We start from the raw sequence: 21,739 nt of genomic DNA, 5'->3' as shown, positions 1-21,739 counted from the left end.
AGCGGTGATTAATACACGCCTTCTTCGCCAAATCGTTTAGCTAGCTTATTGGCTGCAATAACCAGAATGAATCCGACCACAGATTTGAACAAACCGACGGCGGTACTGAAACTGAATTGTCCCTGCTGAATACCCAGACGATAAACGTAGGTCTCAAATACATCCGCGACATTGGACACCGCACCGTTCATCATCAAAAATACTTGTTCAAATCCAACGTCCATAATGTGGCCGAGCCTCAATATGAACAAAACAACAATGACACTACGGATCGCGGGCAGCGTTACGTGCCAAGCTTGCCGAATACGGTTGGCTCCATCCATTTTAGCCGCTTCATACTGCTGAGGATCCACGCCGGCAATAGCGGCAAGGAAGATGATCGTTCCCCATCCGGCTTCTTTCCAGACGTTCTGTACGGTAAGCATTATCCAGAAATTGTTTTCGTTTGTTAAAAAGTCATATTTGGCAGCCCCTAAGCTGACTAGCATCTTATTGACAATCCCCGACGACTGCGACAACAACAAGAATGTAATCCCTGCGATGATAACCCACGAAAGAAAGTGCGGCATATACACGATCGATTGGATCCACTTTTTGTAGATGGCATTGCGCAGTTCGTTCAATAAAAGTGAAAGTAAGATCGGCAGTGGGAAAAAGAACACCAGGCTCAGCAAGCTGATAGCCATCGTATTTCGAAACAGAAGGTAGAAGTCTTGGTTTGAAAAAAAGCGGATAAAATGGTCAAATCCAACCCACTGACTTCCAGTTACACCCAGGTATGGCGAGTAATCTTGGAAAGCGATGACGACTCCCCACATAGGAACATATTTGAATATCAGAAAAAACAACACGCCAGGAGCAATCAACAAATAAAGAAATTTGTCTCGTCTAAGTCCGTGCATCACATGCTTCCATCTACTTTGCGGTGCGGTTTTTGCGAGACTGCCCACATACAATTCACTCTGAGCTGCCATGGTACTACGCCTCCTTTTACTTAAAAAGCGACTTCGCGTAAGCAAGATCTTCGGCGATGTAGCGGTCTTTATTTTCCAGATCCGTGTACTCCGCAGTCAAACATACAACACCGGCATAGTTTCGTTCTTTTACATAGTCAGCAATCCGTGGCCAGTGGGCCATACCGTGCCGTCCGGTCGTAAAATGACGCTTCCACTCGGCTGTTTCGGCTTCGGGTCCGTTGCTTCGAATAAAAAAACCGTTTTTCAAGTTCACCATAGCAAGGTGAGACCAAACGATGTCCAGTCCATATTCGGGCTGCTGTCCCGCGAATGCGTCGTGCGCCGCATCCCAGACTACGCCGACATGGCCCGGGCTGAGGTTATCCATCAACTGCATAATGCCATTGGAATCGATGATAAATTTTCCGTAATGCTGCTGGACGCCAACCTTCACGCCGTACTTCTCGCAAAGCGGAACAAGCTCTTCCAACTTCCGCTTGGTCCGTTCTTCCGTCGCCTTATAGCCGTCCTGATCTATGTTGACCATAATCCGGATAAGCGGTACTCCAGCCTCCGCACATGCGGCGAAAACCGATTCATCGGGTGAAGCGGCAACGCTGTATATGTTGACCCCTTGTTCACCGAGCTGCTTAGCGAATTCCGGCAGCGTTTTCCCGACGGTTTCAGGCTCAACCTGAAACCCTGCGCGCACGGGAAGCTCGATGCCGTCGAAGCCGATATCGCTTACAAAACGAGCCAGCTCGGGAGCCGGTTTATCTTTCCAATGCTTGACAAAGAGTGAAAAAGAAAATGGCTTTTCTGAATTTTCCACAGCAGCGCTACACTCCCTCAGTCGAACTTTTTATACGTTGACATTAGATTTTGTGATACTTAGCAGTTGCTGCACATCCTTGTAACATTGCTGCGCCAACATGGCATGTACGGGAAGATCAGAGCCAGGCTTGCTAACACTTTCAACGGTGAGGTAGCCGTTGTACACGATTTGCTCCAGCCCTCGGAACACTTCGTACCAATCGATGCCGCCCTGATTAATAAGCCGGTGACAAAAATATTGTTCTTCCTGTTTGCCCTGTTTAGGTATGACCCGGTGGTATCGGCCGATATGAGGCACATAATCACTATATTCGAAGGCCCAGGGATACTGGTTTCCTTTCAATTCCACGATATCTTTGATATGAACATTGAAGAGGTATGGCTTTAAGCGTTTAATGGTTTCTATACCATAGTCGGTCGGTACCTGATACAAGTTGACAGGATCCATGATCAGCCCTACATTACTGCGACCTACCGCTTCAACAAAGGCGATTGACGAATCCGCATGATCACATAGTGTTCCATGGTGCATTTCAATAACCGCCCGGATATTGCGTTCGCTTGCGGCATCGGCGCATAGTTGAAACCACTTCACAGCTTTCGCAAAATCATCCTTGGAAACTTCATCGGAATGCTGAAATCCTGGATTCAATCTCATCATGCCGCATCCGATTGTTGATGCAAAATTGAGATAACGCCCCCATTTCAGAAACTCGGCATTATTTTCCTCCTCTGTATTGCAGGCGAAATTCCCTACAAACAGAGACAGATTGATAGGCGTTAGACGATAGCCTTCAAGCAAATCTTTAATTTGCTCGGCCCGTTCTTGCGAGATATGACCGTCTTTCAACTCACCAACACCACGAATCTCGACACCCTCATAACCAATCGCAGCAGCATCTTTCAAAAAATGCTCGATTGTAGAATCATCATACATATTACCGCCTAAGACGATCATCGCTTTCACCCTATCCCCTCCGTAATAGCGCTTTCATCAATATGAGGATATCATAATTCAAATGCCATACTTACGTCAATATTTAAATTAAGTATTGATTTTAAAAGAAATTAATAGTGAAATATGTATCTATTAAGTAAAAATATATTGAACTTTGTTCTGTTTTTTATTAAAGTGAGTACACTACCATTATAACTTTAGGTTCAGGTATAATCGATTTAATGACATAATGATATAGCGACGGTGAAGTTCATGATAATTCCTAACAAAAGTGATCAAAAGGGCAGCAAAACCAGTATCATTCAAGCCTTGCGCATGCACGGATCCATGCCTCGAATTAAATTGACCAAAGTTACGGAACTGAGCAGGGCTACCATCTCTTCAACAATTTCCGAGCTAATGGATTGGAATCTTGTAAAAGAAACGGAAAAAGCCCCATCCACAGGTGGGCGTCCAGCTATTTCTCTAGAGCTTGTGCCAGGATCCCATGGCATTATGGGTGCCGATTTAGACAATCAAGTATGGACGCTAGGCGTGTTTGACTTACTTGGCAATGTCCTGCATATGACGAAAATACCCGTCAGCTCGTCCCAACCCGAGACAGCGATTCAGGAGTTGACTGATCAAACCTCAAAGTTTGTTAAGGAATTGGACATAGAGGTCATCAAATTGTTCGGTCTGGGTGTGCCGGGTCTTGTCGATACGAGACGAGGTATTATTAGGAGCGCATCAGATTTGGGCTGGTCTAACGTGGACATCGAGGAAATGGTAAGCAAAAAACTTGGATGGCCCACCGTGGCCATAAACAGGCACCGCGCCCGTGGGCTTGCCGAATGCCGATTCGGTTCAGGAAGCGGCTACAAGCATATGATTTATGTCGGGGTCGGCTCCGGCATAGCTGCCGGAATCTTTAATGATCGGCAGTTGGTGTCCGGTTCGTTCGGCGGGGCTGGTGAGCTCGGGCATATTACGGTTGAACCTGACGGACCCGTATGTCCTTGTGGGAATAACGGTTGTTTGCACCTCTATTCTACGGCTTCAGCAATCGAACAGGAAGCCCGCAGACAGCTTCGCTCCGGACAAGAGGAAAGTTTGCTTAACGGTGTAGTACAAGGAAACGACCTCCAACTTCTCCAGGCAAGGGACGTTTGCTTGGCCGCAGATCAGGGTGATGAATTGGCGATACGTGTTGTTAATCATGCCGCCACTTATCTCGGCATTGCTCTGGCTAATCTGGTCAATTTACTGAATCCCGAGGCTATCATTCTTGGAGGATCCATCCCCAGTATGTGCAGCACCTATGTACAAACCGCCACCAAAGTTATGAAGCAGCGGTCCATGATGGCTCTATCTGCCGGAATAGCGGTAGATACCGCCGTATTGCCAGAAATCGGCGGAGCACTCGGTGCAATCAATTTTGCGCTTGATCAACATTTTTCTTTTACAATGATTCAGTAAAAACAAATCTCCACATTAGATTGCATAGTCCGTTTTTCTCCATAAATATGAAAGAGCACCGACGTATTTGTCAGTGCTCTTTCATATTTATACCCCCCTACTATTCACAAGAGCTTTCACTTACGCCTCTTCTAGCTATGCAAACCTCCTACCAATCGTGGGCAATGACGATATGGCCCAACCGGGATTTGGATCAGGCTGGTTATTCCTCGCGAAGCCATTTTGTAGATCTCATCGCACAATCTGGCATCAAATCCTAGAAGCGGATGTCCCCCTATCCCGATAGCGGATGCTGCCAACAGTAAACGCTGAACGAGCATCCCCGCTTCCATCTGTTGGATGCGGTACCCCCTATACCCCAGAGCATTTAAGAGATGCTCCTTGTCCCCTGCCACATGAAAGCATAACGGAACTTGAAACAAGTTCACGTTGTCGGAAGGCATTCCCTGCTGCAGCCTGAGCCGATGATCTCCATGACGTACCCGGCATAACGTATGAGCAGCGCTGTCATAATAGTAAGCACCATTCGGAATGCCCTCAATGTTATACAAACAGACGTATATTGAGACGCGTGAAACGGGGTTCTCATGTGCTCCATCCAAATCATTCCGATACCTGAAGGAAGATGTTGCCTCCTGCAGCAGCAAGGCCAACTGTTCTTGGCTTAGCTTGCCCATTACAAAATCACCGTCCGGTGAAAACCGCTGACGACTTACTGACGCCAGATCATACAAGAGCCGCTTCACACGGGGCAGTGCAACCGCTTGATCCTCGCAGTGAACGATCTTACCTTCCCCAATTCGCCCTAACGACCTAAGCGATTCCAATCGGGATGCTTCGTTCATCTTGATAAGCATCGGAAACTCCTTGACCCTCCGGGACCGGACGTAGTGATGATGCTCAACCGACCTCAACTCCCGGCACAATTCGGTGGCGGAGACCCCCTCCTCTCCCTCATCCTTATTGGCAAACCATGGAATCGCAGGCTCCACCGACAGTGGAATCACCGCATACACGCTTTCCTCTTGTTCGGACACTCCGAGAAGATCATTCACGGCCCGATCAAGAAACTGGAAATACACCCCTGACGCAAAGCCAAACCGTTTTGCCACTTCCAAGAGCTGCCCGATCAGCGCACCTGCATCCAGTCCTTGCAGGCGGTAGGAAAAGTTATTGTATTTAAAGAAGTTTTTCCAAAACAGGGTCGACACAAAAACAGCACCAAAGCAAGTTGATACGTCACAGCGATTGCCAAGAGCCCGGGCTAAATATGAATCGAAGTCACCTTCGCGCAGCAACACCAAACGATGGTGCGCCACATCATAATGATAGACCCCTGCCCGCAAATCCTCTAGCTTCAGATACACGTATAATTCATTCGGATATAAGGCTCCCCCTGAGGGAGCAAACCGCCGGTACAACTGCAGCAAACCCATGTTTTGTACCATGGAATTCGAGGCAGGGACTGACTGGGACAATTGAGTGAGCCCGAATATATACCAGAGAAAATGGCCCATTCGACGGAGGTCGGGTTTCACTGGCGCTTCACCGCCTTCAAGCGTCAGCGGTACTTCCGGAGATAACGGAACCACAGGCAAACCGCGGTAGAGCTTATACGCAAGCGGTCGATCCTCCCAATCCACTACCAAGTCCGGCGGTTTGGTCTTGTCAATGTCATAATGCAGATTGTGCAGAAAAGCCTTCAGACTCATCCTTCTCCCTCCTGATATGAACAAGGTTGTCAACCACGCCACGTTTCTATATTTGATACCACAGCTTAAAATAGTTGGTACGAAGGCATCATTCGTCGACGGTTGGCGGTCTGATATGCGTGGCTTAACACCCTATGGAAACGGATGCGGATACGGATTGAGATGTTCTAGCCTCAGCGGCTGCTTCGCATATCCAAGTTCCATCGGTACCCTCAAAACACGCTCTAACCCTACCACGCGGGTAAATTGATGACCGAATGTCATCGGCAGCATCCCTGGGATCAGCACTTTCACGCAATGAAGTCCATTTCGATTGATTTCCGGCGCTGTCAGATTCACCACGATCACATCGAGACTCAATCGGCGGAATGCCTGAAGAATGTCCTTCAGATCGTCCGTTAAATCAGCATGCCTTACTTTCCGCTTGAATTCCTCCTCAAACTTTCGCATAGGACGATTCTCATCCAGCAGAAATTGCAGGCGCTCCTGCGCTTTCGGCAAACCGTACAGAAGTGAATGATCCTCCATCTGCTGCACGAGGGAGGAATCGTGAAACATCCGAACATACTCCTCCCGGTTCGCCTCAAATTTCTTATCCAGATTCAGTACCATGCTGGCCAACTCGTGAACCGCGCCTTTCACCGCCCGTACAGGATCTGGATGAGCTCCGGCCGCACAGATGAGATTCACTCCTGTTTGTTTCCTGTTTTTCGCTACCCCCCAAACGCTTGGAATCCCGTGCTCCATCGTAGAGTTAAAGAAATACACATCAAACCCCGCCACGGCTCGTAAACGATCGATCATCAACCGCAATTCTTGGTCGTTTGCCGAATAAGGGTCAAGGCGCGGGAGAGACAGCTGCGCATACCAAGTCATCAGAAAAGAATCTCGCTCCACCACTTCTAATATGCCGTAAAAAATCGCTTCCTCCAAACTTCCTCCTAACGCGCAGCCGTTGGAAGACTCGGACACGAAACCATGCCTGCAGCCCATGCTGTAATAAGAGAGCTGCTCTGGAACCAGAATCGGTCGCTCTTGCAAAAACGAATAGCCCCATACCCAATGGATTGGCTGGTTAGGATCGAACGTTGTGAACGGAAACCCCGGCTGAGCATACTGTTCCTTCGTGTGCATCCCTACCTTGACGGGGTCGAGCGCTTGATCTTCCAACTGGCGGAAGCTGCCGTAGACTACCGTCCGTTTACCTCGTGGTGCCAGACCGCAGTACCGTTCTAACCCCTCCAAAATAGCGGTGGGCTCGCTCACTGCATAGGAATGAGTCCTCCCTGCCGTCCCCACGTCCTCTGTGAACAACGGCAGATTCACACTCACATCGGCAAATGGCGACGCAAGGTCCATCATTTTCCCATTCAAAAAGCCAGTCCGGTAATCCAGATAGTCTTTGGTTAGAACTTTATTCAGATCATCCATCGAGCGGGAGCGGTAACTTTCTGAGCTAATCTTCGGACTTGGTTGCAACGAAATTTGGGCTGCTGTTGATGAGTCATCAGGCAAACGACTACAAACAGGACACAGCGGGTCTGGGAGAAAGAAGTGAAGGGTGCTCTCCAGCGTTTTTAGGTTGATCAAAAACACCTTCCCTGCCGTGTAAACCGGATTGCCTTGTAACATCCTCCGTGCCTCCACCACCAGCAGGTGAGCCATCTGCAAAAGTCCTGTACGCGACGCCCATGCGTCACTCGATATGCCCTCGTGCGCTACCAGCCTCATCTGTAGATCCCGCATCTCCCTTCGCTCGCGTCCCGCCATGAGACGCCGCGTGTCTGCACACTGGGAACACCCGCTTGTACCCGGACTTACCAGAGGCCCGATCACGCCCTCGCCAAATGAAACGAAGCCGCGCAACCAAGGGATGCCGGCTGGCTGCAGCAGCTCTTCCGCCTTTTGATGAACATGAGGATGCCAAGCATCGTGCAGTACCAGAGCCAAATTTACCGCTTCCGGTACGCCTGCCTCGAAATCGATTTGACGTACGACCTCGAAATGGGCTGACAGTTCTTCGTACACGCAGTCTGCCAACACCCCATTTCCAACAATCATAACGATATCGCTCACCGGGAACCCTCCTCTCGCAGCAACACGCCTAACACTCCAGCCATTTCCTCTTTCATAAACGATTCTGCTGCCAGATCGATGACCAAGATCCGCTTACGGTTCCGTTCCAAGACCTGCAAGGCAGACTGAAGAACCTCCGATTTTGCATTCGCTCCACATGAGGAGATCACAAGGCTTAGTGGCAACTGTTCTGCCAGACGCACGGACGAAACCTCCAATACTTGCGATGTGAGGCGAGCCGGTTGGTTTTGTGCCTCCAACAGAGCCTGTTGCAAAGCATCCCGCAACGCCAGGGTTACATTCAAGCCTACACCGCCATACCAGCGATCACTCGTACCGACCCACACCACAGGGAATCCGGACACTTCCTTCCCCAAGCCAATTATCGGTACTCCCTTCATCGTGGTCAAAGCTTGCAAATAAAACTGGCAGTGCTTATCTTCTATATCAGACAACTTTACTCGAAAGACAGAAGGCAACTGACACGACAATTGCTTGCTCAGTATCTCGGCCAAACACCTTTGCAACCCTCGGCCAATGCCTTCCGCAACCGTTTCTCCCGCTCCAACGCCGATAAATTCCTGCGGTTCAATCCTGCTGCCTTCTGATTCCTGTTGGGATGGAAGTGTAGAAACGAGCAGGCCGACCATTCGCGATACATACGCTTCAATCCCGGCTAGCCCCGCTTCCCGCCTAGCTCCTTCATGCGTCAGATCGGCACAAACAATGTCGGGCAGTAGCCCAGCCGCCCCTTCCGACAGCGGATCGACTGCCTGTACGCGACACTGAGAGAGCGGCAGCTGCTTTAAATCCCCCTCCTCCCAAATATGGAATATCCCTGACTCCGCCGATGTCAACCTGCTGAAGTAAGGAAGCAATCCATTTTCACTTTTGCTTGATCTCCGTTCGAGCTGCAGTTCGAAATCGTGAATCCATTCAGCTGCAATGCGTCCGGTCACAAGCGGATGGGGCATGAACGAATGCCATCTTCCTTCCAAAGTCTCCAGATTAAGCAGGAAGAACTGATTACTAAGCTCCAAATCGTTCGCTCCCGTAATCTTTTTTAACAATTCAAACACGATCACATTCGCTAACATCGCTCCCGCTGTGGAAGAAAAGGTATGCAGCTGAGGGTCTTTACGAATCGCGGATTCGTGTATTCTGCGACACGCTGACTCCCAGCATCCCTCAAAGTCCGGATGCACTAGCGGACCCGCCAGTCCCACCTGCTGTAGACACACTGCGGGAAGAAACGTCTTCTTCTCCTCTCTGCAAACCGTATGAAGAACCCGCAGTTCCTCGATACCACCTTCCTGTGACACAAACAAAATCGAATCAAACGACCTCACAGCCTCCCGCCAACTACTAACCCCTTCCTTCTGCAGGGTAACCTCCTCTATTGCCACTTCCGGGTCCGTTTTACGGGCATGTGCCACCAGTTCTAGCAACCGCTCCCGATCAGTCGGCTCTGAGCCCGAAATTAGTACGTGAAACTTGGGCAATCCGGATGCAAGCAGCGCAGAAATGACTGAGAGCAAAAATGGGCCAGAGCCCACCGTCAAAACTTTGGACTGACGATAGGACTGAAACCGGTACGCACCCGAATTACCGAAATTGTCCAAAAATTCAATTTGAGAAGCATACTTTTTGAGAACCTCTTCCGGCAATTGATGTGGAGCGTCTTGGCTCACATCCCGAACAAAGCCATTACGATACAACATTTCTGCAATTCTATAAACCTGATTCCGGTGTTGGTCCGGCAATCCGTCTGTCAAATCCTCCAACCTATGTTCTCCGTTGAATATCGGTAGCAGTTTTTCAATCCACTGATCGATTAATTCTCCTTCCATACGGAACGAACTTACATTGTTTCGAAAATACACACTACCACTTGGATTAGGGAGAAAAAACGTATCCCTTTTCACCTTCAGTCGCATCGAAGGGTTCAAATTTATCATTCTATTCCTCCTCCGTAAGCTGTTCCCGATATGCCTCAACTCTTCACAAATAATCTTATGTACAGCTATTTGTCCCTCATGTCTTATTCTTTCAAGAAAGCCCATGCAGCCAATGTAGTGAAGCGTTCCTTTAAGTAGACATGGAAAAAAACCCCTGGGTTGCCGCTGGCCGCAGGGGCTTAACTCTACTCATTAGGTATCCACTGTTTCCGTCTGGAGGCTAGAAACAACGGGCAAAACCGCCTCAATGTCCTCAACGATGACAGTTATGACAGTTGTGGCAATTATGGCAGTTATGACAGTTATGACAGTTATGACAGTTGTGGCATTGATGACAATTGAAACAGTTGAAGCAATTGAAACAATTGGTGCAAGTGGCGCAATTGGTGCAAACGAAACAAACGAAGCATAATCGAGCATCTTGCTGGTTTTGAGCGTTCCAAGCTGTCGCCTCACTCGCCTTGAACTCGGAAACATTCAAATTCTTTAAATCATTTTGAAAATCATTCATTTTTCCAACCTCCGTTTAATAGATAGTTGTGCCGGCAGCGGATAATCAGAAAACAACTTCCCTGTGAGATCCGCCAATTTATTCGAGTACTCCCATGACAACATATGAACTTAGTTCCGCTCTTGTTCCTGATCTAAATGCCTATATTTTAATGCACTTCCTAAAACCATTCATCATATGATACGCATTTTCAGGCAACCTCCATGGTTGTCTGATATGCAAAAAGAAGCTTAGCCAAGTTCAACTGGCTGAGCTCCTTTTGCTTTTCGTTTTTGCCGATTTTTCCAATTCAACCTCATTCTTTCCAAGTGAAGCCTCGTTTTCTTTAGGCTGCCTTGGCTGTATGACCGTTCAAGCCATACCTCTTAGCCAGACGCTGCCCATATAAAGCCGCCAGGATTTGTTGAAACAGCATACCTGCGACAACCGGAAGCGCAACAGGCGGCGGAAAAAAGCTGATAGCGAGTACTGCACCCGCACTCAGGTTTCGCATCCCCGAATTGAAGGTGAGGGCAATTGTGACTTCGCGGTCCCACCTCATCAACCTAGACACAAGCCATCCTGCTAAATAACCGATGGTTGCACATGCGAAAGCAAGAACAATGACTTTTACCAACTGACCATTCATGTCTTTCAGATAGGGAGCTATGACTGAAGAATTAATCGCGACAACTACAAAAAGTCCTATTTTTGAAAATGGCGCCAACCTCGGCCCCCAGGTTGTTTTAATTCTGCCTTTTGTCCATTGATTAAGCAGCATGCCAATTAATGAAGGGATCACAACCATTAAGAATAGCCCACTCATAATATCCCATGGGTCCATATGCACCTTAGCCCCAACGATAAGAGAGAGACTAAGCGGCACAATCAATGGAGATAGAAGCGTGTCCAGCAAGATGAGCGCCAAAGTGAGCGCTATATTACCCCCGTATATAGTAACCCACACCAAGCTGACAACTCCGGTAGGAATAACGAACAGAAGCACAAATCCAGTCTGTGTCAAATCATCACCCGGGAAAAATATCGAACCGGCCGCCCATCCCAGTATCGGCATCGCAAGATGCAAAATGATAAAGTTGGCTATAATCGGCAGCGGGTGCATCATCACCTTAAGTAAATCCTTAAAATTAGATCCAATGCTCCCAGCAAACGTCATTGTAGCAAATATCCACGGTACTAGAAAGCTAAGATGATGCAGCCAAGCTGAGCAAATTAACCCAACAATAACAGCAGATGGCGTTACAAAAGGCATCGCTTTTTCGAGTACTTTATTCAAACGGATTAGCATAAACAACCCTCTTCTGTCTTTGATAATGAGGCTTTTCCATACTCCGTATACTTCGGTTCCCACTAGAGCAATCCCTGCAAAGACTGCTTAATCGAAACTTCAACCCCCAAGAATTTGATCGATAAGATCCAATTCATCCTGAGTGAAAGTAGGCTGCTTCAAAGCTGCTACATTATCGTCAAGTTGACTCACTTTACTTGCGCCAATTAATGCGGAGGTAACACATCCCTTGCGAAGAACCCAAACTAAAGCCATCTGGGCAAGGCTCTGCCCACGCTCATTAGCAAGTTTATTCAGAAGTCGCGACTTTGCGATCTTTTCCTCAGTAATATCCTCAGGCCTTAGGAACACACTGCCACCTGCCGCACGGGAATCCGCCGGAATGTTTTCCAAATAACGATCCGTCAGCAGTCCCCTGGCTAGAGGGCTATAAGCGATAGACCCCACGCCTTCTCTTGCCAATATGTCTTGCAGGCCCTGCTCCAACCGTCTTTCGAACATCGAATAGTGTACTTGATGAATGATGAACGGAGTGCCGAGACCTTTCAATATAGCTGCTGCTTGTTCCGTTTGCTCTGCATTATAGTTGGACACACCCACATATAGCGCTTTTCCTTGCCGTACAGCCTGATCCAAGGCGCTCATTGTTTCTTCCAGAGGCGTTTCAGCGTCAAAACGGTGTGAATAATAAATATCGACATAGTCCATGCCAAGTCGTTTTAAGCTCTGGTCGAGGCTGGCGAGCATGCTTTTACGGGAGCCCCGCTCCCCATAAGGACCGTCCCACATGCGATAGCCCGCCTTGGTTGCAATGATCAGCTCATCACGGTATGGGTGAAGATCCTTCTTCAGAATTTGTCCAAACGTTTCCTCAGCCGAGCCTGCCGATGGACCATAGTTATTCGCAAGATCGAAGTGGGTAATCCCCAAATCAAACGCATGACGCGCCAGAGCCCTGCTGTTTTCGAATAGATCGACGCTTCCAAAATTGTGCCATAATCCAAAAGAGATCGGAGGCAGCTTAAGGCCACTCTTTCCGCTTCGATTGTACGGCATTTCTGCATATCTTCCTTCATTAGCCAAATAGTTCATCGATGATCCTCCTAGTGTAAGTGCCTTGATTTGTGGTTCTATAAAATAGAGATGGTCGCGAGACCCGAGGCGGGGATCGCAAGCTTATGAATGCCTGACGTTAACTCAACAGACAGCTCCTCCACAATGTCTCCGCAGCAATTTTTAATAATTACTTTCGCTCCTTCAACTTCACCAGTAACCTCTAGATAGAGTCCGTCCTGTCTTCTGCCGTTCACAACGATCCACTGGGACACTGGCGCCCCTGCATCTATTGGCACAATTCGCTCATGATAAGCAACAATAATACCTCTATCCTCTTTAAAAGCACGAACTAGTGGATACAACAGCTCCGGATTCATAGGCTCAATCGGGCCGTCTAACAGCAGATCACGGTTCTCCTTCCAGAAGGAAAGCCAGTATTCGAGCATCCTCAAATGATTTGAAGGCAGCTTATCCAAGAGGACCGATACTTGAGGCACCGAAAATAGACAATTAATTAACTGTAAGGCGGCGCTTTCCACGGGTTCCTCCGGATGCCACATGATCATATCCGCATGAGCTGCCGTATCTCCGCAAATCAGCCTGATGTCCAACGTACGCACTCGGTTCTGGATGCTGTCGTTCGGACAATCGGCTGCACGGAACATATTGCCGTATTTGCGCATCGCAGGACCGATATACATCTGGCGGAATTCGATCATGATATCAGGATTCAATTCTCTCAATCTGCCGATAGAGTCTGTCAATAGACGGTCAACGGCTTCAGGTATGGACTCAAAATCCTTGCCGGGGACTGTTGAGGGAAGCTGAAGCTCAGGCGAATAGAACGTATCAATGAAATCAAGCTTGAATCCGTCCAAGCCCCATTCTTTCACCGCTTCTTCATATTTATTTATGATATACTCTCGGACATCAGGGTATCTCGGATCGAGCACAGCCGCCCCATGATTTTCATTAAATCGCAGAATCTTATCTTTGAATCGATCCCACACCTTACTGTATTTACCGATAAAAGGTACCGAGTACCAGAGGATAAATTTCATGCCTAACTCATGAACCGCATCAACATGCCGCTTCATATCGGGGAATTTGCCCTCATAAGTCTCCCAATCTCCGCAGTAAGCATACCCCCTGCGGTTATCTTCCGTCTGCCAGCCATCGTCCACAATGACGGCTTCCATCCCCAACTTCTTGGCCAAACGGCACTGCTCTTCGATATGTGTGTCTGTTACATTCTGATGCATACTGTACCAGGTCGAATACATCGGTTCCTTGGCAGCCGCAGGAACGAACGCCGGGCGATATTCCGACATGGCGCTCCACCACTCTTGAACGCCCTGAAGGCTTTCATAATAAGGAATGTCTCTCGTATCTACGAGTAGCTTTGCCTCATAAGATGTGAAAGGCGCCGTCGTTTCTGTAAACAATTGAACACGGCAATGGAAATCAGCCGTTTCCTCGCTGATACCTCCCGAATAGTGCACCGTGTTAAGTGCATCCGAATAAGCAAATGTCAGCCTATTGCGACCCACGCTATTAAACAAGGCGTAAACCGGAGCCGACGCAGCCGCGTTGGAACGTAACGTGCGCATCCAGTCGGCCTTAAAGCTCTTATTTCGGTCCTGGGCAGGATGCCAGCTGCCTTGTATATCACAGGCAGGATGCGACCAACCAATCGTAAAAACGGGAGGCGTCAGCGCCTCCTCCGCTTCCAATTGCAGCGTGATGAGATCGATTCCCTCTTGCAGCTTTTTCGTAAACAGCGTGACGGTAAACCCATGATCCTCACCCGATAAAGTAAAGGTATGAGTATCCGTGTTTATGATTTTGTTCATACTGCGTCCTCCTGCTGATTCTTATGACGATTCGGGCCTGCATGACACCATACGGTGACAATCGGGTCGTCCTCACTCGAATTGAGGTGATGATCCTCACCTGGTTCAACAATCACGATATCCCCGGTTGTCACCGGAATATGCTCCCCGTTAATTTCCATCGTTCCAGTTCCCTGCAAAATAATGAACGCTTCACAATCTCCGTGGACATGATAGTCCCTTCCACCCGGTCCGTCATTTGTATGACTGCGCTCTCGCCGTTTCGCGAAAGAAAGACCGCCTGTAGATAAATAAGCACCTGGTAATACATCCTGCAAAATGTGGCCGTTCCTCTTATCCTGCAAATCGCTCAAACGCAGCTTTTTCATCTTATTATTCCTCCATTTTCAAGCGGTAAAGGCGGCTTCGGAAATCGCCTTTCCAGATCGGCAAATCTAGGCCCACATGCATGAGCTCATCCCCGCCAAAGATTTCCATACCATCACCTTGGTCTTCCGCATCGTACAGGAAGTAATTGCTCTCTGCCGCTAACCCCTTTAATCGCAGCTTCCTTAGCGGTGCGTTCGGCTCTGACAGCACTTGAAAAAAAGCAACCAACGCTTCCTTCTTATCCTCGGAAACAAACATCCAAGCTGCGCTAACGTGTTCAAAAGGGCTGATCAAACGGTAAAATTCGCCGAATTGGATCAGTGGCCGCAATTGGTTATAAAGCGCAACTTGCTTCTTCACGGCTTCCTTTTCCGCTTCCGTAAATGCAGTCAAATCCAGCTCATAGCCGAAATTACCCGACATTGCTACATTTCCCCGCATATCGAGCGGCGTCGTACGGTGCACCTGATGGTTAGGGACTGCGGAAACATGAGCGCCCATCGTACTGATTGGGTACACGATACTTGTTCCATATTGAATTTTTAGCCGTTCAACCGCATCCGTATTATCGCTCGTCCACGTTTGCGGCATATAGTAGAGCATTCCAGGATCGAACCGTCCGCCACCACCGGAACAGCTTTCGAATAATACACTCGGAAATGCGGAAGTTATCCGCTCCAACACGTCATACAGCCCCAACATATAACGATGAGCCGTTTCACGCTGTCGCTCTGGCGGGAGCTGGGCGGAGCCGATTTCTGTCATATTGCGGTTCATATCCCATTTGACATAGGTGATTGGGCTGCTCGCAAGAATATCGGTGATGACCGTTACGATGTAGTCTCTTACATCCTGACGCGAATAATCGAGAATTAACTGCTGCCTTGCTTCAGTCCTCCGCCGGCCCGGCACGTGCAGACACCAGTCGGGATGAGCCCGATACAGGTCGCTGTCCGGGGATATCATTTCAGGCTCAAACCATAGACCGAACTCCAGCTCTTGCTGCTTCACTCGACTTACCAAATCCGGCATGCCTTGTGGGAGCTTGTTACGATCAACGAACCAATCTCCGAGCGAGCTTTTATCGTTGTCACGATTACCGAACCAACCGTCGTCCAACACTAAAAGCTCTAAACCGAGCTCCTTGCCAACTCGCGCAAGCTCTTCAATTTTATCCGCATTGAAATTAAAATAGGTGGCTTCCCAGTTGTTGATCAGAATCGGCCTGTGACGATCGCGGAATTGTCCACGGCATAACCGTGTGCGATACAGCTTGTGATACGTGCGCGACATCCCTCCGATTCCTTCTGCGGAATAGACGAGAACTGCCTCCGGCGTTTGGAAGGATTGCCCAGGCTCCAAGAGCCAAGAAAAATCAAACGAATTAATTCCCATCACTACGCGAGTCGTTCCGTAAGGATCAACTTCCGCTTGAGCAACGAAGCTGCCGCTGTAGACAAGACTGAATCCATAGACTTCTCCTTGGTCCTCATCCGTTTGCTTGGAAAGCAGGGCCATAAATGGGTTGAGCGAATGGCTGCTAGACCCCCGGCGGCTCTCAATGACAGACCCGCCTGTTAGAATGGAGCGTCTTTCGATATGTCGCTCACGCGCCCATGTGCCTGATAAATGAAGCATATCGAAATCGCTGTGGGATATATCGATACCAAAGCTTAATGCTCGAAGCAGCTTGATCGATCGATTACTCACATTTACGAATCGCACAGACCGGGTTATCGCATCCAAATCACGAAATACGGTATACGTGAGTATGGCCTTCAATCCGATCGTAGGATCGGCCAACACGATATCGATACTCTCAGCTTCACTGTCATCCTCCGTATAGGTGGAAGGCAATCCCTCTAACGGTGCTTTTCCCGCGTAAATTCGGTGGGACTCATAGACGAGTTCGCTGACTGTCGTTCCGTTTTCCAACTGAACTTGATAGGCCGGAACACGAAAATCACTACTTCCATACGCCGGAAATTCCTGTGGCAATGTGTCCAAAGACAGCGTTAGATCATTCGGGTCCGTGGACGGCGAGAAAGAGCAGCGACGTCTTATAGCGAGCAAATTTCCCGGATTGGTTCCCCGTATTTGGCGTCCCCAATGAACGTGAGCCAAATATTTGGATTTGATCAGCTGCATGATATAGCTCGATGACTTCCCTTGAAGATGGAAAGTTTGCGAATTCGAATCGTACACAATCCCCATTATTCCGCGTCTCCTTTTTGCGTATTAAACCTTTAGATGCTTCCATGCCCCGTGTTTGAACCTAAAATAAATCAAATTAGATCTGAGAAATTGATCACAAGCAACGGCACTCCATAATCCGACCATGCCCCAATGAAAGACGTAAACAAATAAATAACTAAGCACAACCCTTATTCCCCACACGCCAGTTAATGTGGAATATAAGGGGTACCGGGTATCTCCTGCTCCTCTTAACGCTCCTCCAAGAACAAATTGCGAAATTTGAGAAACCTGGATAAAACCTACGATCCGAAGGGCCCATGCCCCTTCGCGAATGATCGTCTCGTCATTCGTATATAGCATGAGGATATGGGGAGCAAGCAAGATGAAAAGCGCCCCCATAAACCCGGCCACGAACATGCCGTACTTTCTGACTTGCCACACATAACGTTCGGCTAGATCAGGTTTGCTAACGCCTAGGGTTTGCCCAACTAGCGTAGAGGCTGCGATGGCAAAAGCAGCCCCCGGCATAAACGATATCCCGATTATGCTCGTTACAATTTGTGATGCCGCGACGGCAACCGTCCCGAGTCCAGCACAGATTTTCACAAACGTCATAATCCCTAATCGCATAATAAGCTGCTCAAGACTGCTCGGTATCCCTATCTTCAACATGCGGCTGATCATAGCCTTATCCAATCGGCTTATATCCGACCAGCCAATACGGACTGCAAATCTTCCGCTGAACATAACGACTATAAAGCAAATCATAGCCCCGGTCTGGACCACTAAGGTAGCGATTGCCGCCCCCGTAATGCCCATTTGCGGTAAATCGAGGTGACCGTAAATCAACACGAACCCGAGGATAACATTGACGCATCCTGACAGCACGTTGATTTTCATCGGAGTCCGTGTGTCTCCCGCTCCTCGCAGGATTGCGGATAAAGCTGACGAGATAGAGGAGAAGCCAATGGAGAAAAACATTAATTTCGCATATTGCAATCCATATTGAACCACTTCAGCGCTGGCTCCCATCAAATGGAGCATGCTCTCCGCAAAGGTGACTCCAAGCGCTACAATAAGAACAGACAGGACTGTACCGAGTAGAAGCGATTGCCCTGCGGCCAGATTCGCATCCCCCATCTTCCCCGCTCCCGTGGAACGGGCGACGATAACCGTTGTACCCGTATTGAGCGCTGCAAAAAGGACGGTCAGTAATAAATAAGGTTGGCTTGTTAAGCCCACAGCCGCCACGGCAATGGCCCCAAGGTGTCCAACCAGGATCATCATCACCATTTGGGTCATATTCATGAGCAGCATTTCCGTCAAAGATGGACCTGCCAGTTTGAAAATCATCCGGCGAACGGCCTTATTATCCTGCGGATCAATGGAGGCGGATTCACTGAATAACTCTAATCCTGCACTCATGGCCGGCCCGCCATCAGATGTTCCATCCTGGCAAATAAGCTTTCGTATTTTGCAGCATTTGATCGAACAATACTTCGGCATCGCGGATATCGATATTCACAAGCGGATCGTTGATAAACGCCTTGAATGCTAAGTCTTTGTCCTTTTGAAGAGCAGCCTTCAAAATAAGCTCCTGATTCATCGTATGTTGCAAGACCAGATTATTAACTTCCATCGGAAGCTCGCCCGCGTAGACCGGACGCAAACTGTTCGCTGAGAACACAGCATTCGTTTCCACTACTGCTCCCAGAGGTATTCCCTTCATTTGTCCAACGTTTGGAACGTTAATATTGGTTACAAATTGTTCAAGCCCGATTAGACCTTTTAACTGTCTGACCTCTTCTTCTCCTGATGCCTTGAGCGACAGTTTCTCCTCGGAACGTAGCAGCTTACCGTAAAAAAGCTCCGTTGCTGCATGCTTTTCGACTCGGCTTTGTACCGTCGTTAAGCCGAACTTCCATGAACGAACCGTCTCCGGATCTTTCAAATACCAAGGAAGCATAAATTCCGCCAAGTGGCGATCACCTGCCGCTGCAATAACGCCATAGCGCCGAAACAAATCAAACTTCACGCGGTTGGCGGCCGTATAGGTGTTCGTGACCCAGGCATCTTTGTTGTGCTCAAATCCGGATTCAAAATATTTATCAACAAACTTTCGATACATCGGAAGTAAATCCATATTTTGATACGTCGCTTGATCGATCCAAGTAAAATGATTAATGCCCAGCACATTCACTTTGACTTGATCACGATGTACACCTTCAATTCCTTCCATATCGCGCAGCATACGAATCAAAAGACCTTGCACACCGAAAATCTCATGGCAGCAGCCTAGTGCTTTAATTTTTGGAAACACTTCAAAAAGCGTCCGCGTACAGAGCGTCATTGGATTCGTGTAATTGAACACCCAGGCATCCGGTGAAAAGCGCTCAATGGCTTGTGCTATTTCCACATACATGGGAATGGTGCGCAGAGCTCTGACAAGGCCCCCTGGTCCAGTCGTATCGCCAACAGCCTGATAAATGCCGTATTTTTCCGGTTCATGTACATCAGATTCCATTTCCCGGAATGTTCCGGGAAGGATCGAGATAAATACAAAATCGCATCCGCTAAGCGCCTCTTGGAGCGTCGGATACGCCTTGTAAGTCCATCTGGATTTCGTCTCTGCATAATCGGAAACCGAATTACCCAGCTTTTCATTATTTTTGGCCTTGCCGTAATCAAGATCGAACAAACGAATGGTGCCCGACAATTGACCATCAAGCGCCAGATCGGCAATCAGATTTTTTGCCCAATACATCGAGCCTCCACCAATATAAGCGATTTGGATATCGCTGACTTTCTCATTAGCAAATTTCATATTGCCCCTCCTTCTTGTCCTGGAACCGTCTTGCATACGCTACCAGTATAGTGAACAATTCCACATTGCGGGATGGCAAAAATCAAGTCAGGTTGTGATTTTTTACACTTTTAAGCGCGAAGGATGAACATATCCGCAAAGACTATAGTTCGCAAGGTAGTATCCAATATGCCATTTAAGCCCGAAAGTCCATTTCATTGGAGTAAATCCAATAGAAGTCCCGTCCTGAGACCCAATTCGGATTCTTACCAGAAGGATGATAAAAAAAGACTGCCCCTCAAGTAAGTAGATTTATCTACTTGAGGGGCAGTCCTTTAATAAAGATAAAGCGTCTATAATAGACGCTGTAAACGTAGGATCGTGAATCGGTTGCGCACGAAAAGCGCATCCTGCAGGGACGCCTCCACCAGCTCAGGCTCCACACCGAGCTGCTCCGGCGTCACCTTCCCCTGCACAGCCTCGAGCCATGCGATGAGCTGCGCAGGGGAAGGGACCGCTCGGGCGATGGCTTGCACATCGCCCCACTTCTCGGCGATGCGCGCCTTCAGCGCCTGCGCATCAACAGCCGTGCCATTCGCCGGAAAATTCTCGGCGATGACCATCTCGGCCATGTCCCCATAGACCTGCCGGATGCGCTCCGCATCCGTAAGCTCGCTGGGGACATGGCCATACGCTAGGCGCGCAGCGGCCGCGTCGGCCGTGATCCCCTGCAGCGCCTGATAGCGCTGCGCCATGAGCACGGTCGCGACGCCGACCTTCGCGCCGTGCAGCAGCGCCCGGCGGCGCTGCTGCAGTAGCACCATCTCCCAGTAGTGGGAGAGATGGTGCTCAGCCCCAGAGGCCGGCCGCGAGTGGCCGACCAAGAGCATGGAAAGGCCCGATAGGATCAGGCCTTCCATCAACCGGAGCAAGCCGAGATCGGTGCGCTGCGCGATCCCGTCCAAATGAGCCGTGCAGAGCTCCACGGCCTCCAGCGTCAACCGAGCGCTCAGCTCGCAGTAGTGCTCGTCGAGCAGCACACGGCCAAGCGACCAGTCGGCCAGCGACGTGTGCTTGCCGAGCATATCGCCGAGGCCGGCCGCGATCATCGCCTGCGGCGCTTTCGCCAGCACCTCGAGATCGGCGAAGATAGCCTCCGGCGCGCAGGCCGGGATCGTCTGCTTGAAGCCGCGGACGATGAGCGGCGCGCCCACTGACGCGAAGCCGTCCACCGACGGCGCCGTCGGCACAGACAAGAACGGCCGCTTCGTGCGATGCGCCACGAAGCGCACGATGTCGTGGACGGTGCCCGCGCCCACGGCCAGCAGAACCTCCGATGAAAGCGGCGTGTCCAGCATCACCTGGACAATCGCTTCTTCATCGGCCGCCACTTCCCCCATCGCGTTCTCACGAATCACGCTGATGCTCACCTTCACCTGCGCGGCTTCCAGCAGATCGCGCAGCTTCTCTCCAGCCGCTTGGTACGTCCTCCCGTCCGCGACAAGCGTCACTTCCCCATAGCCGGCTTCTTTCACATACCCGGCTACCTGCGCTAGCGCATCCCGTTCAATAACGATACGCCGAATCGGCACTTCGTGCCGCACACCGCAAGTGCAATCAATACTTTTTCCTAGCCAGGTATCCAATATCTCACTCATCCCACGCATCCTCCTCTGTCTCCTGGCTCTACCGTTCCAACATGTACGTACAA

The 21,739-nt window shown here is 49.3% G+C and carries 16 protein-coding genes; 1 reads left to right on the top strand and 15 read right to left on the bottom strand.

The genetic code is table 11. The annotated features are described in order from the left end of the window. Window positions 1-8: 8 nt before the first annotated feature. The 3 genes from AC58UU_RS10685 to AC58UU_RS10675 are packed head-to-tail and all read right to left on the bottom strand — an operon-like array spanning window position 9 to window position 2,748. On the bottom strand, window positions 9-974 hold the full coding sequence (locus tag AC58UU_RS10685; RefSeq protein ID WP_497315378.1) for an ABC transporter permease: 966 nt from the start codon (window positions 972-974) through the stop codon (window positions 9-11). 16 nt (window positions 975-990) lie between these two features. Next, window positions 991-1,788, bottom strand: coding sequence for a sugar phosphate isomerase/epimerase family protein (locus AC58UU_RS10680; protein WP_497315376.1), 798 nt, complete (start codon window positions 1,786-1,788; stop codon window positions 991-993). Window positions 1,789-1,818: 30 nt separating this feature from the next. Beyond that, window positions 1,819-2,748 carry a sugar phosphate isomerase/epimerase family protein gene (locus AC58UU_RS10675; RefSeq protein ID WP_497315580.1) on the bottom strand — a complete coding sequence of 310 codons (930 nt, stop codon included), beginning with the start codon at window positions 2,746-2,748 and terminating at the stop codon, window positions 1,819-1,821. Between the two features lie 252 nt (window positions 2,749-3,000). Here AC58UU_RS10675 and AC58UU_RS10670 point away from each other — a divergent pair, with 252 nt between their 5' ends. Continuing rightward, window positions 3,001-4,206 (top strand): ROK family protein, encoded by a 1,206-nt coding sequence (locus AC58UU_RS10670; RefSeq protein ID WP_497315578.1) that lies wholly within the window; start codon window positions 3,001-3,003, stop codon window positions 4,204-4,206. A gap of 131 nt (window positions 4,207-4,337) precedes the next feature. Here AC58UU_RS10670 and AC58UU_RS10665 read toward each other — a convergent pair whose 3' ends face one another. From AC58UU_RS10665 to AC58UU_RS10610, 12 genes are all read right to left on the bottom strand, one after another. Then, a complete protein-coding gene (locus AC58UU_RS10665; RefSeq protein ID WP_497315374.1) occupies window positions 4,338-5,918 on the bottom strand; it encodes a SagB family peptide dehydrogenase in 1,581 nt (526 codons plus the stop codon). A gap of 132 nt (window positions 5,919-6,050) precedes the next feature. Beyond that, window positions 6,051-7,979, bottom strand: coding sequence for a TOMM precursor leader peptide-binding protein (locus tag AC58UU_RS10660; protein WP_497315576.1), 1,929 nt, complete (start codon window positions 7,977-7,979; stop codon window positions 6,051-6,053). Window positions 7,980-7,990: 11 nt separating this feature from the next. After that, entirely contained in the window at window positions 7,991-9,952 is a 1,962-nt protein-coding gene (locus AC58UU_RS10655; RefSeq protein WP_497315372.1) for a putative thiazole-containing bacteriocin maturation protein, read from the bottom strand. Between the two features lie 253 nt (window positions 9,953-10,205). Next, a complete protein-coding gene (locus tag AC58UU_RS10650; RefSeq protein ID WP_082562306.1) occupies window positions 10,206-10,463 on the bottom strand; it encodes a heterocycloanthracin/sonorensin family bacteriocin in 258 nt (85 codons plus the stop codon). A gap of 325 nt (window positions 10,464-10,788) precedes the next feature. Beyond that, a complete protein-coding gene (locus tag AC58UU_RS10645) occupies window positions 10,789-11,751 on the bottom strand; it encodes a bile acid:sodium symporter family protein (protein ID WP_497315370.1) in 963 nt (320 codons plus the stop codon). A 99-nt stretch (window positions 11,752-11,850) separates the two neighbouring features. Next, window positions 11,851-12,843: an aldo/keto reductase gene (locus AC58UU_RS10640; protein ID WP_497315368.1), complete on the bottom strand. Its 993-nt coding sequence runs from the start codon at window positions 12,841-12,843 to the stop codon at window positions 11,851-11,853. A 38-nt stretch (window positions 12,844-12,881) separates the two neighbouring features. After that, window positions 12,882-14,660, bottom strand: a complete 1,779-nt coding sequence (locus AC58UU_RS10635) for a glycoside hydrolase family 36 protein (RefSeq protein WP_497315366.1) — start codon at window positions 14,658-14,660, stop codon at window positions 12,882-12,884. Then, a complete protein-coding gene (locus AC58UU_RS10630) occupies window positions 14,657-15,028 on the bottom strand; it encodes a cupin domain-containing protein (RefSeq protein ID WP_497315365.1) in 372 nt (123 codons plus the stop codon). The genes AC58UU_RS10635 and AC58UU_RS10630 overlap by 4 nt, the downstream gene beginning before the upstream one ends. Before the next feature lie 4 nt (window positions 15,029-15,032). Continuing rightward, window positions 15,033-17,243, bottom strand: coding sequence for an alpha-galactosidase (locus AC58UU_RS10625; RefSeq protein WP_497315363.1), 2,211 nt, complete (start codon window positions 17,241-17,243; stop codon window positions 15,033-15,035). A gap of 24 nt (window positions 17,244-17,267) precedes the next feature. Beyond that, entirely contained in the window at window positions 17,268-18,650 is a 1,383-nt protein-coding gene (locus tag AC58UU_RS10620) for an MATE family efflux transporter (protein ID WP_497315361.1), read from the bottom strand. A gap of 13 nt (window positions 18,651-18,663) precedes the next feature. Next, a complete protein-coding gene (locus AC58UU_RS10615; protein ID WP_497315359.1) occupies window positions 18,664-20,049 on the bottom strand; it encodes a family 4 glycosyl hydrolase in 1,386 nt (461 codons plus the stop codon). 332 nt (window positions 20,050-20,381) lie between these two features. Next, window positions 20,382-21,686 carry a sn-glycerol-1-phosphate dehydrogenase gene (locus tag AC58UU_RS10610; RefSeq protein WP_497315357.1) on the bottom strand — a complete coding sequence of 435 codons (1,305 nt, stop codon included), beginning with the start codon at window positions 21,684-21,686 and terminating at the stop codon, window positions 20,382-20,384. Between the last annotated feature and the right edge of the window lie 53 nt (window positions 21,687-21,739).

The sequence above is a fragment of the Paenibacillus sp. JT22N1 genome (assembly GCF_059692155.1).
The sequence above is the reverse complement of the archived record's forward strand: the minus strand, read 5'-3'. Positions and strand labels throughout refer to the sequence as shown.

Coding starts and splice junctions, on each gene's coding strand:
- AC58UU_RS10655 (WP_497315372.1), bottom strand. CDS start 9,952: ATGATAAATTTGAACCCTTCGATGCGACTGAAGGTGAAAAGGGATACG.
- AC58UU_RS10630 (WP_497315365.1), bottom strand. CDS start 15,028: ATGAAAAAGCTGCGTTTGAGCGATTTGCAGGATAAGAGGAACGGCCAC.
- AC58UU_RS10620 (WP_497315361.1), bottom strand. CDS start 18,650: ATGAGTGCAGGATTAGAGTTATTCAGTGAATCCGCCTCCATTGATCCG.
- AC58UU_RS10635 (WP_497315366.1), bottom strand. CDS start 14,660: ATGAACAAAATCATAAACACGGATACTCATACCTTTACTTTATCGGGT.
- AC58UU_RS10615 (WP_497315359.1), bottom strand. CDS start 20,049: ATGAAATTTGCTAATGAGAAAGTCAGCGATATCCAAATCGCTTATATT.
- AC58UU_RS10675 (WP_497315580.1), bottom strand. CDS start 2,748: ATGATCGTCTTAGGCGGTAATATGTATGATGATTCTACAATCGAGCAT.
- AC58UU_RS10610 (WP_497315357.1), bottom strand. CDS start 21,686: ATGAGTGAGATATTGGATACCTGGCTAGGAAAAAGTATTGATTGCACT.
- AC58UU_RS10670 (WP_497315578.1), top strand. CDS start 3,001: ATGATAATTCCTAACAAAAGTGATCAAAAGGGCAGCAAAACCAGTATC.
- AC58UU_RS10625 (WP_497315363.1), bottom strand. CDS start 17,243: ATGGGGATTGTGTACGATTCGAATTCGCAAACTTTCCATCTTCAAGGG.
- AC58UU_RS10665 (WP_497315374.1), bottom strand. CDS start 5,918: ATGAGTCTGAAGGCTTTTCTGCACAATCTGCATTATGACATTGACAAG.
- AC58UU_RS10650 (WP_082562306.1), bottom strand. CDS start 10,463: ATGAATGATTTTCAAAATGATTTAAAGAATTTGAATGTTTCCGAGTTC.
- AC58UU_RS10685 (WP_497315378.1), bottom strand. CDS start 974: ATGGCAGCTCAGAGTGAATTGTATGTGGGCAGTCTCGCAAAAACCGCA.
- AC58UU_RS10645 (WP_497315370.1), bottom strand. CDS start 11,751: ATGCTAATCCGTTTGAATAAAGTACTCGAAAAAGCGATGCCTTTTGTA.
- AC58UU_RS10660 (WP_497315576.1), bottom strand. CDS start 7,979: ATGATTGTTGGAAATGGGGTGTTGGCAGACTGCGTGTACGAAGAACTG.
- AC58UU_RS10640 (WP_497315368.1), bottom strand. CDS start 12,843: ATGAACTATTTGGCTAATGAAGGAAGATATGCAGAAATGCCGTACAAT.